The 16,409-nt window shown below is 42.0% G+C and carries 14 protein-coding genes; 8 read left to right on the forward strand and 6 right to left on the reverse strand.

Annotated features, from left to right (window positions below):
- Window positions 1–2 precede the first annotated feature (2 nt).
- The gene (locus M4I42_RS08630) at window positions 3–1,358 is read left to right on the forward strand and encodes a D-serine ammonia-lyase (protein ID WP_268851811.1); all 1,356 of its coding nucleotides are present in this window, start codon (window positions 3–5) and stop codon (window positions 1,356–1,358) included.
- 547 nt (window positions 1,359–1,905) lie between these two features.
- Here M4I42_RS08630 and M4I42_RS08635 read toward each other — a convergent pair.
- Entirely contained in the window at window positions 1,906–2,307 is a 402-nt protein-coding gene (locus tag M4I42_RS08635; RefSeq protein WP_183254104.1) for a DUF3992 domain-containing protein, read from the reverse strand.
- A 418-nt stretch (window positions 2,308–2,725) separates the two neighbouring features.
- Here M4I42_RS08635 and M4I42_RS08640 point away from each other — a divergent pair, with 418 nt between their 5' ends.
- Both M4I42_RS08640 and M4I42_RS08645 read left to right on the forward strand, forming a co-directional pair.
- Entirely contained in the window at window positions 2,726–3,679 is a 954-nt protein-coding gene (locus M4I42_RS08640; RefSeq protein ID WP_268851797.1) for a DUF3992 domain-containing protein, read from the forward strand.
- Between the two features lie 306 nt (window positions 3,680–3,985).
- Window positions 3,986–4,684, forward strand: a complete 699-nt coding sequence (locus M4I42_RS08645; RefSeq protein WP_268851798.1) for a TerC family protein — start codon at window positions 3,986–3,988, stop codon at window positions 4,682–4,684.
- A gap of 48 nt (window positions 4,685–4,732) precedes the next feature.
- Here M4I42_RS08645 and M4I42_RS08650 read toward each other — a convergent pair whose 3' ends face one another.
- From M4I42_RS08650 to M4I42_RS08665, 4 genes are all read right to left on the reverse strand, one after another.
- Window positions 4,733–5,455, reverse strand: a complete 723-nt coding sequence (locus M4I42_RS08650; protein WP_268851799.1) for a LutC/YkgG family protein — start codon at window positions 5,453–5,455, stop codon at window positions 4,733–4,735.
- Entirely contained in the window at window positions 5,455–6,882 is a 1,428-nt protein-coding gene (locus M4I42_RS08655) for a LutB/LldF family L-lactate oxidation iron-sulfur protein (protein ID WP_268851800.1), read from the reverse strand. The genes M4I42_RS08650 and M4I42_RS08655 overlap by 1 nt, the downstream gene beginning before the upstream one ends.
- A gap of 14 nt (window positions 6,883–6,896) precedes the next feature.
- Window positions 6,897–7,613, reverse strand: coding sequence for a (Fe-S)-binding protein (locus M4I42_RS08660; RefSeq protein WP_268851801.1), 717 nt, complete (start codon window positions 7,611–7,613; stop codon window positions 6,897–6,899).
- 120 nt (window positions 7,614–7,733) lie between these two features.
- On the reverse strand, window positions 7,734–8,456 hold the full coding sequence (locus M4I42_RS08665) for a FadR/GntR family transcriptional regulator (protein ID WP_328284601.1): 723 nt from the start codon (window positions 8,454–8,456) through the stop codon (window positions 7,734–7,736).
- Between the two features lie 228 nt (window positions 8,457–8,684).
- On the opposite strand from M4I42_RS08665, the gene M4I42_RS08670 reads away from it, so the two are divergent.
- The 3 genes from M4I42_RS08670 to M4I42_RS08680 all read left to right on the forward strand — a co-directional run bounded on the left by M4I42_RS08670 (window position 8,685) and on the right by M4I42_RS08680 (window position 13,259).
- Window positions 8,685–10,367, forward strand: coding sequence for an L-lactate permease (locus M4I42_RS08670; RefSeq protein ID WP_268851802.1), 1,683 nt, complete (start codon window positions 8,685–8,687; stop codon window positions 10,365–10,367).
- Between the two features lie 109 nt (window positions 10,368–10,476).
- Window positions 10,477–11,886, forward strand: a complete 1,410-nt coding sequence (glcD, locus tag M4I42_RS08675; RefSeq protein WP_268851803.1) for a glycolate oxidase subunit GlcD — start codon at window positions 10,477–10,479, stop codon at window positions 11,884–11,886.
- Complete coding sequence (locus tag M4I42_RS08680) at window positions 11,883–13,259, forward strand: (Fe-S)-binding protein (RefSeq protein WP_268851804.1); 1,377 nt, start codon at window positions 11,883–11,885, stop codon at window positions 13,257–13,259. The genes glcD and M4I42_RS08680 overlap by 4 nt, the downstream gene beginning before the upstream one ends.
- A 171-nt stretch (window positions 13,260–13,430) precedes the next feature.
- Here the strand turns inward: M4I42_RS08680 and M4I42_RS08685 are convergent, their stop codons facing one another.
- Window positions 13,431–13,877, reverse strand: a complete 447-nt coding sequence (locus tag M4I42_RS08685; RefSeq protein WP_268851805.1) for a C40 family peptidase — start codon at window positions 13,875–13,877, stop codon at window positions 13,431–13,433.
- A 311-nt stretch (window positions 13,878–14,188) separates the two neighbouring features.
- On the opposite strand from M4I42_RS08685, the gene M4I42_RS08690 reads away from it, so the two are divergent.
- Both M4I42_RS08690 and M4I42_RS08695 read left to right on the forward strand, forming a co-directional pair.
- On the forward strand, window positions 14,189–15,385 hold the full coding sequence (locus M4I42_RS08690) for a PAS domain S-box protein (RefSeq protein WP_268851806.1): 1,197 nt from the start codon (window positions 14,189–14,191) through the stop codon (window positions 15,383–15,385).
- Entirely contained in the window at window positions 15,363–16,379 is a 1,017-nt protein-coding gene (locus M4I42_RS08695; RefSeq protein ID WP_268851807.1) for a putative bifunctional diguanylate cyclase/phosphodiesterase, read from the forward strand. The genes M4I42_RS08690 and M4I42_RS08695 overlap by 23 nt, the downstream gene beginning before the upstream one ends.
- Window positions 16,380–16,409 lie beyond the last annotated feature (30 nt).

Below are 16,409 nucleotides of genomic sequence, written 5' to 3' on the forward strand. Positions count from 1 at the left end.
AAATGATTCATGGAAAACGGTTAAAAGATTGGATGAAAATGTATCCGGTATTAGAGTCTATCATATTAACGAAAGAAGTGTTTTGGCTGAATCCGAATTATAGGCGGTTTTCTGACGTTGTGAATGAATTGCCGTTTGTCGAGCGCGATGTGCTGGAAGCAGAAGAGCGGCTAAAACGGTTTGCGCCATTTATCGCGGCTGCTTTTCCAGAAACAAAAGGTTCAAAAGGGATTATCGAATCACCGCTTGTGGAAATCGAAAATGTCCAAAAAGAAGTAGCGGCTATGTTTCAGCAATCGATACCGGGAAAGCTGTTGTTAAAATGTGACAGCCATTTGCCGATTGCTGGTTCCATTAAAGCAAGAGGTGGGATTTATGAAGTTTTAAAACATGCAGAACAACTAGCTCTAGCGCATGGATTGCTTTCTGTAGAAGACGACTATTCGATGTTTGCAAGCAATCCATTCCGCGAATTTTTCTCGCAATTTTCGATTACAGTCGGCTCTACAGGCAATCTCGGTTTAAGTATCGGCATTATTAGCGCCAAACTCGGCTTTCGCGTCAATGTGCATATGTCGGCAGAGGCAAAGCAATGGAAAAAAGATTTATTGAGAAAAAACGGAGTCAATGTCATTGAACATCAATCGGATTACAGCCATGCAGTTGAAATGGGAAGAAAAGAAGCAGAAAAAGACCCGAACAACTATTTTATTGATGACGAAAATTCAGCCCATTTATTTCTCGGCTATGCGGTAGCGGCTTTACGTTTAAAAAAGCAACTAGAAGAATCGGGAATTTTAGTCGATCAAGACCATCCATTATTTGTTTATCTTCCGTGCGGAGTAGGAGGAGCGCCGGGAGGCATTACGTTTGGATTGAAGTTAATATTCGGAGATGCTGTTCATTGCTTTTTTGCCGAGCCTACCCATTCGCCGTGCATGTTATTAGGAATGATGACTGGGCTTCATGATCAAGTATGCGTCCAAGATTTCGGAATCGATAACAAAACAGAAGCAGACGGGCTTGCGGTCGGACGGCCGTCCCGATTTGTTGGGAAAACAATCGAAAAACTAGTGAGCGGAATTTATACGGTTGATGACCGGAAGCTGTTTATGCTGCTGGCGTTAATGAACGATCAAGAAGGAATTTCGCTAGAACCATCCGCGCTTGCAGGCGTATATGGCCCTATTCAGCTTTTGAGAGAAAAAACAACGTATATTGAACGTCATGGGCTGGAGAGAAAAATGGAACATGCGACACATCTATGCTGGGCTACTGGCGGCAGTCTCGTTCCAATAGAAGAAATGGAAACATATTATAAGAAGGGAGCGCATTACATAAAAAACGGAAAAAAATAACATTGCAAATAACCGAATTTTAAAAGTATGAAAGTAGTTCAAAAGTCCATTTTTTGGTGTCTTATGTATAGTTACACAGACAAGCTACATTCCCGATGCATAGTATGTAGTCACAAACAAGGAGGAAGTGAATATTTATGGGATGTGCTTGTTGTATGACAAACTGCATAACTAGCCGGAATCAACTCGTCGCGTGTGCGATCAAAGGAGTAATTCAGCAAAGTTGTCCTAGTGGTGAACAAGTCTACGTTCAATGTGTCCACCCTGTTCCAATTACAGTATCCATATTAAATACAGGTGCTCCAGGAGTTAGTTGTAATATTATTGCTCGGTTGAAAGGTCCGAGTACGACTGCTACGGTAACAATTGAACCGCTGCAACAAAAAACACTTTGTAGCGATAAAGCGACGCAACTGACTATAGAGTGCACTGGGGGTGGGGTATTAGGTAATTGCGTAGGAACGTTTGAAGGATGCATTGGAGCAGTAAATACTGCATAACTACGTAACGCCCTAATCCATCATAGATTAGGGCGTTTTAGATTTTATTAGTTAAGTCTATAGCGAGGAGTTACGCAAATTTCCCCTTCGAAAGTTGCTGTTGTTAGCAGAGCTGCTGGAATAATAACTTGAATTTCGTCAAATCTAGCAGCTGTGAACGTCAGGCATCCGCCTTCATCTAACGTAATAGGGCTGCCAACGACTGTTCCATTAATTAAAAATTGAACTTGAATAGGAGTATTAGGAACACCGCAGCCATATTTTACAAACCCTGATGCAAACAATGGACATTTTAAACTATTAATATAAATTGTTCGTGTAGTGGCTAAACCAGTTTGGCTCGTCGTTTTCCATTCACAGCAAACTTGATCTTGCACAAAATTTTTGTTAGAGCAACAACTAAAACAGCAATCTCCGTTTGTTTGATTACATGTACAGTTTTTACTCAATGAGGTCACCTCTATTTTTAATTAGAATCCCTTGATCACTCTAGTCTGATGACTAGGGTTTTTTATTGTTTCACCTCCCAAAATGAGGGTGCGAATAAATGAAAAATCTGTCATTTTCCCTCACTATGTTTAGTAAAAAATCTCCTGAAAGAGAGCTTTTTCTTTGCAAAGCGCTTATCATCCCCCATAAAATCCCCAGATTTAAGGTTCTATTATAGGTTAGGACTTTTCGCTTCTATATGATTTTATTAGATGCAGGTGATGGTTGTTTCGTATAGGTGATTGTTACGAATCATCGCCCATTTTTGTACGTTTGGACACCATGTAGTTCATTTATGATTTTTTTAATTCCTGTAACTAAAAAGGAACAGGTGTCATAATATAAATATACCTGTAGTGGAAGGGGGGATTGATTGGCATGAATATAAACACACTTGAAAGGCATTGTATTGAAGTATTAAAAGTCTTTGATTGGGTGAATAGTGTCTTAAATATTCAACTTAAAGAAATCACGAAAATAAAAGAAGAGAAATTCGATGATCTGATTTGTTGTGATTTTCAAGTACCTTGTAATTCAAAAGCCCCCTCAACAATTTGGACAGGATTAGGCATTGAAAACATATCAGGTACAATAAACATTGTTTTTCATTGCGGCTGTGGTGGAATAATGGATGTGATCGTAAATGGAAAAAAGCTGATCTCCCTCATAGAAGGGGCATCGTTTTGTGCAACAATTTCTGATTTACAATCAATAAAAGTTCTTTGTCACAGTCCATCTGATCAATTAGGTTTTTGTAAAGGAGAACTAAAAATGGTTCTCCATTTTAATCCGTTTAAAAATAAAGGAAGTTGTATAGATTTAAAAAAAACAAAATGTTTTTTATCCGATAGCTGTGGAAACCCTCTTGATCCTACTGCACCGGGCTCTATCATTTGTGAAGAGCTTCAAGAGGAAAATGGAAGAAAAAACGTAGGTGCCATGCTCCCAAATGGGCAGTTCGTTGTTCTCCAGAAGGTTAAAGTGTTGAAAAGGGGATTTGTAACTGTTGAATTTTTCGATGAGAAAGGAGATATATGGAAAAAATGTACAATTCCGTTTTCCGAAATCGAGACGTTTTTTCTTTGTGCACCTATCGGAACAGTATTGAACTGTAAAATAACCGATTTTGATTGTGAAACATATATTATTCCATCACTAGATAGCGAATGGTTTGAAATTATAATTTTTATAAAAATATGCCAAGATATAAGAATATTAGGTGAAGTAAAAATTGAAGTATTGGGAAATTTTTGTGAACCACGTATAGCTATAGAAATTAAAAAAACTTGTTCAGCGCCGATACCCCCATCTCAATGTTTTTTCACTTTTTGAGCATACTTTATTTCTGTGAAAATGATCCATGAGCGTTGTTTTCATGTTTGGGTGGAGAGTAAAAATTACTCATGGATGTTTTATTAAAACCTCTCGTTCACTGCACAATGAACGAGAGATTTTTTTCTGTGAAAATAAAGGGTTCATGAACGGTTAATTTCATGCTTGGGTGGCGAGAAAAACTTCCTCATGGGTGTTTTATTAAAGGGCGGGAATGTCAAGGCGGTACAAGATGGTTGCTCTCCTTAGCTGTTTCGTATAAGATGAGAGAAAATAGTTAGTTTTTCAAAAAGGAGAAATAATAGTATGGACGCGTTTTTGTCTTCTGAAGCGTTGGCGGTGTTAGTCAAAATTATTATGATTGATATCATTTTGTCTGGTGACAATGCAGTTGTCATTGCGATGGCGACGAGAAAGCTTCCGAAAGAGCAACAAAACAAGGCGATTTTTTGGGGGACAGGCGGTGCGGTTGTTTTACGGGTTGCCTTTGCGGCGATTATTGTTTTTCTATTAAACATTCCATTTGTGCATTTAGTCGGCGGGATTTTGTTGCTTTGGATTGCTTACAAGGTGCTTGTCGAGCAGGAAGAGGAAGCGAACATTGAATCGTCGGATCGCCTGTTCAAAGCAATTTGGACGATTATTGTTGCAGACGCAGTCATGAGTTTGGATAATGTTGTCGCTGTGGCAGGAGCATCGGAAGGGCATATCGGCATGATCGCCTTTGGAGTAGCCATCAGCATTCCGATTATGATTTTCGGCTCGAAAGCGATTATGGCGATGATGGAAAAATATAAGTGGATCGCTTACGCCGGCTCTGGCATTTTAGCGTGGACAGGCGGAAAAATGATGATGGAAGATGAAGGATTTACGAGCCTTCTTCATATCCCGCACGGACCTCTTACGTATGCGATTACCGCAGGGCTAACGATTTTCGTTTTATCGGCTGGCTATATGACAAATAAAAAGGCGGAAGCGCAAAGCAAAAAAGAACGAATCGTATAACATGGAAAGGCTAGTATCTTCTTTTTCGAAGAGATACTAGCCTTTTTCTTATCGATCGGTGACGACGATATAAGTTGCTTTCACAGGACCGTGGACGCCGACGACTAAGTTCATTTCAATATCGGCAGAGTTGCTCGGTCCGGTAATAAAGTTGATACAAGAAGCCACTTGTTCGCCATTTTCAATTTGCTTATGAATGTACGCAGCTGCTTGCGTCATGCGCGGAACGATTGTGCTTTTTGGAATGATCGCGATATATGTTTGCGGCAAAAAGCTGACGGTCCGGCCTTTTCCACTATTGCTAAATAAAACAACGGTTCCAGACTCTGCTAATGTAATATCGCTGAAAGTAATGCCGACGTTCGCTTTTTCCGCCCATTCAATATTTTTCCGGCCGGCGGAGGCGTCCCAAATGTGAACATCGATCTGTTCGTTTGGCCATTCCGATTGCAATAACGGCATTAATCTGTATTCCGCAAAACGCGGGTCGTTCCATGTGACAACAGGCCCGCCACCATATTGCGCTACCGTTTGTTTAAGCGTTGCGGCAAGAGCGTCAGCAGTTGTCGCCACAAAGTCAGTATGAATGCGTGAACATTGCGATTTCAGCACTTCCAGCAAATCGTCTTGGCTATATCCTTGAAAAACGGTCCATTGTGGTTGGTGTTTCCAATCAGGTCGTAAAACGGTCGATGTGATCGGTTCGCGCCCCAACCTTTTGGCGATCGTCTGTAGAAAGGTGTCGCGGTTATGAATCGCCCCGTTTGCCATTATTGCTCTCCTCCTTTCTTATGTTCACGAAACCAGTCGCGGAATCGTTCTTTATTTGGCGCAGGAAACTCGCGAATTTCCGTCCAAGCTTTTAACGGGCCAACCCCTTTTGTAATGCGTTGGTCCGCTGTAAACGGTTGGAGCGCACTTGGAGCTACTTTAGAACCGAATTTGTAAAGCAGCGATGAAGCGGCACCTAAGCCGAATGCTTTCATTGCTAATTTTTCCGAAATTGGCGCTTTTCCTTCTTGCTCTACGATTACTTGCCGATGCTTGAGCAACAACTCATGAAGCGGAATTTTGACAGGGCAAGCTTCCGTGCAAGCGGCACATAACGTTGACGCATATGGAAGCTCTTTATAATCATCGTATCCTCCAAGAAGCGGCGAAAGGACAGCACCGATCGGACCAGAATAAATGGATCCGTATGAATGTCCGCCAATGTGGCGATAGACAGGGCAAACGTTGACGCAAGCCGCGCAACGAATGCATTGCAATACCGATTGAAATTCTGTTCCGAGAATATCAGAACGCCCGTTATCGACGATGACTAAATGGAATTCTTCTGGACCGTCCACATCTCCTTCGTCACGCGGACCGGTTAAAACGGTGATGTAGCTTGTTAATTTTTGTCCAACGGCGCTACGTGTGAGCAAGCTGACGAGCACTTCCATTTCTTCAAATGTCGGTACAATCCGCTCCATACCCATTACCGTAATTTGCGTTTTTGGAAGGGCGGTGACTAAATCGGCATTTCCTTCATTGGTGACGAGCGTAATTGATCCCGATTCCGCAATCGCAAAATTGCAGCCGGTAATGCCGATATCGGCCGTCAAATATTCATTGCGCAACATTTTGCGCGCATGAAGAGCGAGTTCTTCAGGTTTTTCCGTTTTGTTATAGGCTAGTTTTTTGCGAAACACGTCGCGAATTTGCTCTTTATTTTTATGAAGGGCAGGCGCGACAATATGCGATGGAGGATCGTGATCGTCAATTTGCAAAATGTATTCGCCAAGGTCGGTTTCAATCACTTCACACCCAGCTGCTTCTAGTACAGGATTCAAATGAATTTCTTCCGTCACCATTGATTTTGATTTCACAATTTTCTTTGCGTTCTTTTTGATGACAACATCACGAATATATTGATTAGCTTCTTCCGCTGTTTGTGCAAAAAACACATGTCCACCGCGTTTGGCAACGTTTTCACTTAACTGCATTAAATAATAATCGAGATGCTCTAACGTATGCTGGCGGATTTCTTCTCCAAGCGCGCGCCATTCTTCCCAGTTGCCGAGCTCTTTCGCTGCTTCGAGCCGTCTTGTTCTCAGCCGTTCTTGCGCGCCGGCGACAGCTCCGCGCATAAATGAGTTGTTAATTCCTGTTTCTACTCGTTCATGAAACGGGTCTGTTCCAATTTTCATTGACATTTTTATCACCTCCATTAACGGCTATTGAGCACTTCAGCGATATGCATCACTTGAATTGGTTTTCCTTTACGCTCAATGCGCCCGCCGATGTTCATTAAACAACCGCAATCCGCTCCAATTAAATAATCAGCTTCGGTCTCTTCAATATGCCGGATTTTTTCATCTACCATTTGTTCGGAAATCGGTCCCATTTTGACGGAGAATGTGCCGCCAAAACCGCAACAGTTATGGGCATTCGGTAACGGTATCACTTCTAACCCTTCAACATGTTTTAACAGTTGAAAAGGCGCATCTTTGACGCCAAGTAAGCGAGTCATATGGCAAGAAGTATGATAGGTCGCCCGTCCTTTTAATTTAGCTCCGACATTCTCAATTTTCAGCACTTCTACAAGAAACTGCGTTAATTCGTATGTTTTCGCTGCTAGCGCTTTCGCTTTTGGCTCCCATTCAGGATCATCCTTAAAAATGTGTGGATATTCTTTAAACATCGTGGCGCAAGAACCGGAAGGAGCGACGACATATTCAGCATGTTCAAATGTGCGAATCATATGTTTCATCGCTTCTTTTGCTTCTTTTACATAGCCGCTATTGTAAGCGGGCTGGCCACAGCATGTTTGCGCTTCCGGGAACTCAATCTCACAGCCTAAACGCTCTAATAGTTCGACCGTTGCTTTTCCGACGTTTGGATGAAACAAGTCTACTAAACAAGTAACAAACAACGTAACCTTCATAATTTTTCCTTCCCCCTTTTGCGTTTCTGTCATAACAGGTCAGCCGGTCATCAGATGACTTTGTCATAATTATATAACAATTTCAAAAAAAAGAAAGCGCCTAATGACACAATGAGGCGCTTATGAGGAAAAAAGATATTTTTTCAACACGTTTTCGACGTTTGATAAATGTTGGCGCATCCGATCTTGAGCGGCATCCGCATCTTGATTTTTAATTTCTGTAAAAATTTGCATATGTTCATCGAGAAGCTGCTCGCTTGTCGCCTGTTTTGAAAAGAGCCAAATTCTCCGGGTTTCTCGCATCGTTTCGATCATCATTTCCGATACGTTGTTCATTAAGCTAACTAAAATTGGGTTTTGCGACGCGGCTGCAATTGCCATATGAAATAAAAAGTCTGCCCTTTCTCCAAGCTCTTCGTTTCCTGTAACGATGCCTTGCTCCATTTGCCGGAGAGCGTATTGCATCGCTTCTAAATCTTCCTCTGTCCGCTTTCGTGCCGCAACGCCAGCTGCACCGACTTCGAGCAGTTTGCGCACTTCCACTAAATGAGCGATGTCTTCTTTTCGCATTAAAGCAGCGATGGAAATAGGGAACGATAGCATGGCGGGGTCAAATTCTCGCACGTACGTTCCTTCTCCTTGTTTTAATTCAATTAATCCCATCGCTTTTAAAGCGGTTAACGCTTCGCGAATGGCTGCCCGGCCGACTTGAAAATTTTCCGCGAGCTGTTGTACGGAGTCGAGCTTATCGCCCGGTTTTAGCACTCCTGTTTTAATCATATGAAAAATCGCTTCTGCTACTTCCTCGTAAATTTTTTTCGGCTTAATTTGTTTGTATTTCAAAAAAAGTCACCTCATAACTATAGAAACTCGTCATATTATATTATACAAAAATTTTCATCGTAAAAGGGTGAAAGAAATTTCGAAAAATTTTATTTTTTGTATTGTTTTTTTGCAAAATTGCTCCTATAATTTGAATCAATAGCAGTAATCATAGAGTCATCAGATGACTAAGTAATCATTTTTATTTTGGGGAGAAAACGGTTAAACAGAAAGGGGAGGTTTTGCGTTATGCAGTGGAAGCAAGATTTTACACCAGTTGCCGATCATTTGGCGCTATCGGCCATCGTTGCGCTCATTCCGATTTTATACTTTTTTTGGGCGTTGGCAGTGAAACGAATGAAAGGATATATGGCGGGACTTACGACGTTGCTCGTTGCGTTAGTTGTATCTGTAATCGCTTACAAAATGCCGGTTGGCATGGCGGTGATGTCTGTGACGCAAGGGGCGGTTTACGGATTGCTTCCAATCGGCTGGATTATTATTACGTCTGTGTTTTTGTATAAATTAACCGTGAAAACAGGTCAATTTGATACGATTCGCAACTCGGTGTTGTCGATTACGGAAGACCGGCGTTTACAAGCATTGTTGATAGCGTTTTCATTTGGAGCGTTTCTTGAAGGGGCAGCCGGATTTGGAGCACCGGTCGCGATTTCCGCGGCGTTGCTTGTTGGTTTAGGATTTAATCCTTTATATGCAGCGGGAATTTGTTTGATTGCGAATACCGCTCCGGTAGCGTTCGGGGCAATTGGAATTCCGATTACGGCTGTCGCAGGTCCGACGGGCATTCCAGCAATGGAAATTTCGAAAATGGTCGGCCGTCAGTTGCCGTTTTTATCGGTGTTTATTCCGTTTTACTTAGTATTGATTATGGCTGGGTGGAAAAAGACGATAGAAGTATTGCCAGCGATTCTTGTATCTGGCGTTTCGTTTGCCATCACCCAATATGTAAGCTCGAACTTTTTAGGTCCTGAATTGCCAGATATTTTATCGGCGCTAGTTTCGTTAGTAGCGTTAGCGATTTTCTTAAAAGTTTGGAAGCCAAAAAGCGTTTATCGTTTTGCTACCGATGCCCACTCAGAGGTGGCGGCATCAGCGCAGCTGCAAACAACAACGCATACGAGCGGCGAAGTATTGAAAGCGTGGTCTCCGTTTTTAGTGTTGACAGTGTTCATTTCAATTTGGGGAATCCCGCAAGTGAAAGCAGCATTAACAGGACATTATGAAGGAACGAACGGTTTATTGAAAGCGCTTAATACATTAGGATCTTATTTGACGTTTATGCCGGAAGTTCCTGGGTTAAGCAATAAAATTATTAATGCGAGCGGCCAACCGATTCCGGCTGTCTATAAATTAGAGCTGTTAGGAGCGGCTGGAACAGCCATTTTATTGGCGGCTATTGTAACGAAATTTATTGTCAACGTTTCTTGGAGCGAATGGTTTGCTACTTTTGGCGAAACGTTAAACGAGTTGAAGTTCCCGGTCATTACGATCGCTTCTGTCGTTGGATTTGCGTATGTGACAAACGCTTCTGGCATGAGTACAACGCTTGGGATGGCATTGGCGAAAACAGGTTCATTGTTTGCGTTCTTCTCGCCGTTTTTAGGCTGGCTCGGTGTATTTATTACCGGCTCAGATACGTCGTCCAACTTGCTATTTGGTAACTTGCAAAAGGTGACAGCTACATCGCTCGGTATGGATCCGGTGCTAGCCGTAGCTGCTAACTCATCCGGTGGGGTCGTCGGAAAAATGATTTCTCCGCAATCGATTGCGGTGGCATGTGCGGCAGTAGGATTGGCTGGCAAAGAGTCGGACTTATTCCGCTTTACGATTAAACATAGCATTTTCTTAATCATTTTGATTGGCATTTTGACATTCTTGCAGTCAACCGTTTTATCATGGATGATTCCATGATAGAAGGAAAAGGGGGCGTTCAGGCGCAGAGAAACAATATAGCTTCTCTGCGCTATGAGTCCCTTTTCTTCCTTTAGGAAGAGGAATGGAAAAGAAAGGATGGGGTAAGTTGATTACAGAAACAGTTAAACAGCAGTTGATCCAAATCGTCGGCTGTGAGAATTACGACGATTCAAAGGCGGGGAGACTTGTCTATTCCTACGACGCTACGCCACAGTTTCAGTCACTGCCTGATGCGGTTATTGCTCCAAGAAATACGAAAGAAGTGGCTGATATCGTAAAAATTTGTAATGAACATCGTATTCCAATCGTTCCACGCGGTTCCGGCACGAATCTTTGCGCTGGGACATGCCCGGTGGAAGGCGGGGTTGTCCTCATTTTTAAACATATGAATAAAATTTTAGAGATTGATGAAGAAAACTTAACGGTAACTGTTCAGCCGGGAGTCATTACGCTTGACTTAATTAAAGCAGTAGAAGAGAAAGGATTATTTTATCCGCCGGATCCGAGTTCGATGAAAATCTCGACTATTGGAGGCAATATTAACGAAAATTCGGGCGGACTGCGTGGCTTGAAATACGGGGTAACTCGTGACTATGTGATGGCGCTAGAAGTGGTGCTAGCAAACGGAGAGGTGATTCGGACCGGAGGAAAATTGGCGAAAGACGTTGCCGGATACGATTTCACTCGGTTGTTTGTCGGTTCAGAAGGAACGCTAGGTATTATAACGGAAGCGACGTTAAAGCTCATTCCGCTGCCGGAAACGAAACAAACGATGCTAGCGCTTTATCAAGATTTAGAAGCGGCTGCCCGTTCAGTTTCGAAAATTATCGCTAACAAAATTATTCCAACGACACTTGAATTTTTAGATCAACCGACGTTGGAAGTTGTGGAAGACTATGCTCGAATTGGCTTGCCAACCGATGTCAAGGCGGTTTTGTTAATTGAACAAGATGGGCCGCATGAAGTGGTTGAGCGCGATATGAAGCGAATAGCAGAAATTTGTCAGGAAGAGGAGGCAACTGTCCAAATTGCTCGTTCGGAGGCAGAAGCTGATGCGCTTCGTACAGCCCGACGGTCTGCGTTGTCAGCCTTAGCGCGGTTGAAGCCTACGACCATTTTAGAAGATGCGACGGTTCCGCGTTCAGAAATTGCGAAAATGGTTAAAGCCATTAATGAAATTGCTGCAAAATATCATGTGAAAATTTGTACATTTGGCCATGCTGGAGACGGCAATCTCCATCCGACATGCCCGACCGATGTACGCGATCGCGACGAAATGGAGCGGGTGGAAAAAGCGTTTGAAGAGATTTTCGCGAAAGCAATTGAACTGGGCGGCACGATTACTGGAGAGCATGGCGTCGGGGCGATGAAGGCGCCATATTTGGAGTGGAAATTAGGGAAAGCAGGGATCGAAGCGATGAAAGCCGTAAAGCAAGCGTTAGATCCGAACGGCATTATGAATCCAGGGAAAATTTTTGCGAAAAGTGAACGAAAACGTGTGGTGGTGACGAGATGATAACAGCAAAAGAACGAGCAGCCATTCAACAACAATTTCAAGCTAATATGAATGAAGATGAACTGATGAACTGCATGCGCTGTGGGTTTTGCCTGCCGACATGCCCAACATACATCGAATCTGGTTTACAAGAATCGCATTCGCCGCGAGGACGCATTGCTTTGATGAAAGCGGTTGTCGATGGATTGATTGAACCTGATGAAGATGTGGAACGGTCGCTCAATATGTGTCTTGGCTGCCGGGCGTGTGAGCCGGTTTGTCCTTCCGGCGTCCGTTATGGCCATTTACTTGAAGAAGCGCGTGACATTATTGCACAAAATAAACGTTATCCTTTCCTTGTCCGCATCATTCGTAAAATCGTATTTAACGGGTTGTTCCCGCGCCAAGACCGCCTGCGCCTGCTTACTTCTCTCATCGGATTTTATCAACGGTCGGGCTTGCGGACGCTCGTACAACGGCTCGGGCTTTTAAAGCTATTGCCTCGTCACTTGGCGATGATGGAACACATATTGCCGGAGGTGCCAACATGGAAAGAAATGAACGATCGCCCAAAGCAGCTGACACCGCACGGAATAAAAAAACGGCGGGTGGCGTTTTTTACGGGCTGCTTGATGGATACGATGTTTATGAAAACAAACGATGCGACAATGAAACTGTTGCAACTTGCGGGTTGCGAAGTAGTGATTCCTTCTAACCAAGTGTGCTGCGGAGCGTTGCATGGCCATGGCGGTGAAAAAAAACAGGCAAAAGAACTAGCGAAGCGAAACATTGAAGCATTTGAACAATTAGATGTTGATTATATCATTACAAATGCAGGCGGATGCGGGGCGTTTTTAGTAGAATACGATCATTTATTGAAAGATGATGATTGGGCGGAGAGAGCGAAAGCATTTGCTAGAAAAATAAAAGATATTTCGGAAGTTTTAGTGGAATTGAATTTTCATCAAACAAAGTTAAAAGTAAAACCGCAAGTTGTGACATATCAAGATTCTTGTCATTTGCGCAATGTGATGAAAGTAGCCAATGCTCCAAGACTGTTGTTGCAAGCAATAGAGGGAGCGGAATTTCGCGAGATGAAAGACGCCGATCGTTGTTGTGGTTCGGCTGGTATTTATAATATTGTGGAACCGGAAATGTCGATGCAAATTCTTGATTATAAAATGACGCAAGCGAAACAAACAAAAGCGACAACGATTGTGACAGCTAATCCCGGATGTTTGTTGCAAATGAAGCTAGGGATTGAAAGAGAAGGGCTTGCGGGACAAGTTCGTGCCGTACACATTGTAGAGTTTTTGCTAGAAGCCGCCGTAGAAAGTGGTTTGTTGGAAGAAAGAGAAAAGCCAATGAATGAGAGTGTGCGAAAAACGTCATAAAAATTTTTTCTCATTAATGTATAAAGAGAAGGGAAGTGGGCATAATGATGCTAGGTATTCCCCCGATCCCCTGTGAAATAGATTGGCCCTCCGAAATGCGGAGGGCCATTTTTTTCTCTATATTTTGAACGGCTTATAATGACGGGCTTCATTCCAAAGAGAGAGTTTTGCTTAAATCCGTTTAGCACCAACAAATTTTGACTTCCAGTAAGCGCTGTTTAAGTTATCGATTTTAACGCCTTTTGAAGTGGCATGAATCATAAGACTATTGCCAATATAAATGGCTACATGCGAAGCACCTTTTTTGTATGTACTGAAAAATAATAAATCACCCGGACGTAGGCTGGATTTATGTACAGTTTTTCCTTTTTGATACATTAAGGTCGAAGAACGAGGAAGCGTTTTTCCTATTCTTTTATGTGTATAATAAACAAAACCAGAACAGTCAAACCCTTTTGGAGTAGTACCGCCAAATTTATATGGGATTCCGATAAATTTTTTCGCTTCTGCAATCACTCGTTGTGGGTCAATAGCTGCTTCTGCTTTGAAAGCGTTGACAAAAAGAGAACTAAATAGGAGCACACATGATAGAAGAGTAATAGTAGCTGCTTTTCTCATTTTCTCTAAACCTCCAACGCCGAGTTCCCATTTCCCATTCACGAAATCTAGTATAGCAAAAATATTGTCGAAATGTTGTTACAGTTGAATTAAATAATATTACAGAGAGGTTACAACATTTCATGATAAGGGATTATGACTTGGTACTAAAACATGCATTTCTTTCGATAAAATTAACATGATTTTTCGACAAAAAATTCGTTATAATAAAGTGGAGTATGTCGAAGTATGTCGAAGAAATAGGGCAGATGAACGGAGAAGTCTGCCTATCATTCAGTTTATAATAATAATAAAAACTCATGGTGAGCGCTATGTTATCTAAAACGATCGAATATATGATACTTATACTTGTTATTCTGCTAACCATCATGTTTGTGCAGCATCAAATGAACCGGCTCATTCAAGCGAAATTAAAGATGTCGTTGTTTCAAATCGCGCAGCGATTGACGACGGCTTTTTATATCTTTGTTTTTTTGCTATTACTAGGTGGATTTTGGTACGTTAGCTATTTGGAGCAAGTTAAACATCAAGAATATGAACGATTTTCGAAGTATTTTACAAGAGTATTTGCGTCGGAGTTATCGCAAATGAACCATCATTTGCTTAATGATGCGACAAGCGAAACTGATGAAACGTATATTCGCATTTTGCGTGCGATGACCCGCTGGCAGCATGAACATCCGGAAGTGCTCAGCATATATACATTGAAAAAAAGTAAAGATGGGAACAATTATTTTGTCGTCGCACTAGCAACAGATTACAATCGTAACGGAAAAATTGATGGAAAAAAAGAACAAATTGTACCGATCGGAACAGTGTATAAAGAGCACATCCCAGAATTAGAGCGGGCGTTTCAAGGAAAATTCAGCATGGAAAAAGAGCCGACTTCGGATCAATGGGGAGAAAGCATTAGCGCCTTTTATCCGATATTCGATAAAAACGGAAAAGTCAACGCGGTATTTGGTATCGATTATAATGCAAACGAATATAAAGCACAGATTAAGCGTGAACGCAATAAAGGAATGGTGGTTATTTTTCTTGTGTTTCTTGTAAGTTATATTCTTTATTTATTGCTTGTATATATCCGGTTAGAAAAGTTGTTGTTTAAAAAATACAGGGAAGAATTGGAGATTAGCCAACATCGGTTTAAGCGTTTATCGGAAGTATCAATGGAAGGGATCATTATTCATTCGGAAGGAAAAGTATTAGAAGTGAACGAGGCGGCGTGTCGGTTGTTTGGCTATACGGCGGATGAATTGATTCATATGCCGATCCAAAAACTTGTTGCTCCTGCTTCGTTACAAGATTTAAAAACATTTCTTGGTGAAGAAGATATGAGTGAAATGTATTTGCGGAAAAAAGACGGAACTGTTTTTCCGGCGGAAATTTTTCGCCGAGAATACGATTATTATGCGAAAAAGGTGAGCGTAACGGCGATTCGTGATATTACCGATCGGAAAAAACAGGAAGAAACAGGAAGAAACAATGCGTTATATCGCTTTTCATGATGACTTAACAGGGTTACCAAATAAAGAACTGCTCCATCGGATGCTGACGGAAAAAATAGAGATCGCACGAAGCCGCAACACGAAAGTAGCTGTGTTATTTATGGAAATGAAAGGATTAAAGATTGTCAACGATTTGTATGGGTATTCTATTGGTGACCAAGTGCTATTGGCAACGGCGGCGCAAATTCGCAAGGTTATTAGCGAAGAAGGTGTGTTAGGTCGCTGGGGAGGTAATGAATTTGTCTTAGTATTGCCGCATGTCGAAAAAGAAGAGCAAGTAAAAGAACTTGCCTATCAGATGATGGAAACGATGGAAGACCCGATCATTGTGAACGAACAAGAGTTTTTTATGACATTGAAAATGGGAATCAGCATCTATCCGAAAGACGGTGATGACAGCAAGACGTTAATTCGCAAAGCCGATATTGCTAGATACGAACTTTCGAAAAAAGCGATTAGCCAATTTCGCTTCTTTGAAAAGCAAATGAATCGGACGATTCATGAAAAAATCCAGATGGAGCGGGAATTGCGGAAGGCGCTCGAGTCAGAGGAATTTGAGCTTTACTACCAGCCGCAAATTCAGCTAACGACAGGGCAGGTCGTCGGCATGGAGGCACTCATTCGCTGGAACCATCCAGAAAGAGGAATGATTTCCCCAAACAAATTCATTCCGATTGCTGAAGAAACAGGGCTGATCATTCCGATTAATGAATGGGTGATGGAAACGGCATGCCGCCAAACGAAGCAACTTTTAGATCAATATCCATTTTTATCGGTCTCTGTGAATTTATCACCGTATGAATTTGAAAGCAGGCGGCTTGTGCAGAAAATTGTAAAAATACTAGAAAAAACGAACTTGCCGCCGCATTGCCTCGATGTAGAAATTACAGAACGAATGACGATGGACACGGAAAAAGCGATTCCGATTTTGAAGCGGCTGAAATCGGTCGGCGTCACGATTAGTATTGATGATTTTGGAACGGGGTATGGATAATAAAATTAACCAAATAAATAAAAATAATTA

This window comes from Anoxybacillus sp. J5B_2022 (genome assembly GCF_026847645.1).
In the GTDB taxonomy this organism is placed as follows: Bacteria; Bacillota; Bacilli; order Bacillales; family Anoxybacillaceae; genus Anoxybacteroides.

Excerpts from the sequence above, each read along its gene's own strand:
- M4I42_RS08630 (WP_268851811.1), top strand. The coding sequence starts at position 3 with ATGATTCATGGAAAACGGTTAAAAGATTGGATGAAAATGTATCCGGTA.
- M4I42_RS08640 (WP_268851797.1), top strand. The coding sequence starts at position 2,726 with ATGAATATAAACACACTTGAAAGGCATTGTATTGAAGTATTAAAAGTC.
- M4I42_RS08645 (WP_268851798.1), top strand. The coding sequence starts at position 3,986 with ATGGACGCGTTTTTGTCTTCTGAAGCGTTGGCGGTGTTAGTCAAAATT.
- M4I42_RS08650 (WP_268851799.1), bottom strand. The coding sequence starts at position 5,455 with ATGGCAAACGGGGCGATTCATAACCGCGACACCTTTCTACAGACGATC.
- M4I42_RS08655 (WP_268851800.1), bottom strand. The coding sequence starts at position 6,882 with ATGTCAATGAAAATTGGAACAGACCCGTTTCATGAACGAGTAGAAACA.
- M4I42_RS08660 (WP_268851801.1), bottom strand. The coding sequence starts at position 7,613 with ATGAAGGTTACGTTGTTTGTTACTTGTTTAGTAGACTTGTTTCATCCA.
- M4I42_RS08670 (WP_268851802.1), top strand. The coding sequence starts at position 8,685 with ATGCAGTGGAAGCAAGATTTTACACCAGTTGCCGATCATTTGGCGCTA.
- M4I42_RS08680 (WP_268851804.1), top strand. The coding sequence starts at position 11,883 with ATGATAACAGCAAAAGAACGAGCAGCCATTCAACAACAATTTCAAGCT.
- M4I42_RS08685 (WP_268851805.1), bottom strand. The coding sequence starts at position 13,877 with ATGAGAAAAGCAGCTACTATTACTCTTCTATCATGTGTGCTCCTATTT.
- M4I42_RS08690 (WP_268851806.1), top strand. The coding sequence starts at position 14,189 with ATGTTATCTAAAACGATCGAATATATGATACTTATACTTGTTATTCTG.
- M4I42_RS08695 (WP_268851807.1), top strand. The coding sequence starts at position 15,363 with ATGCGTTATATCGCTTTTCATGATGACTTAACAGGGTTACCAAATAAA.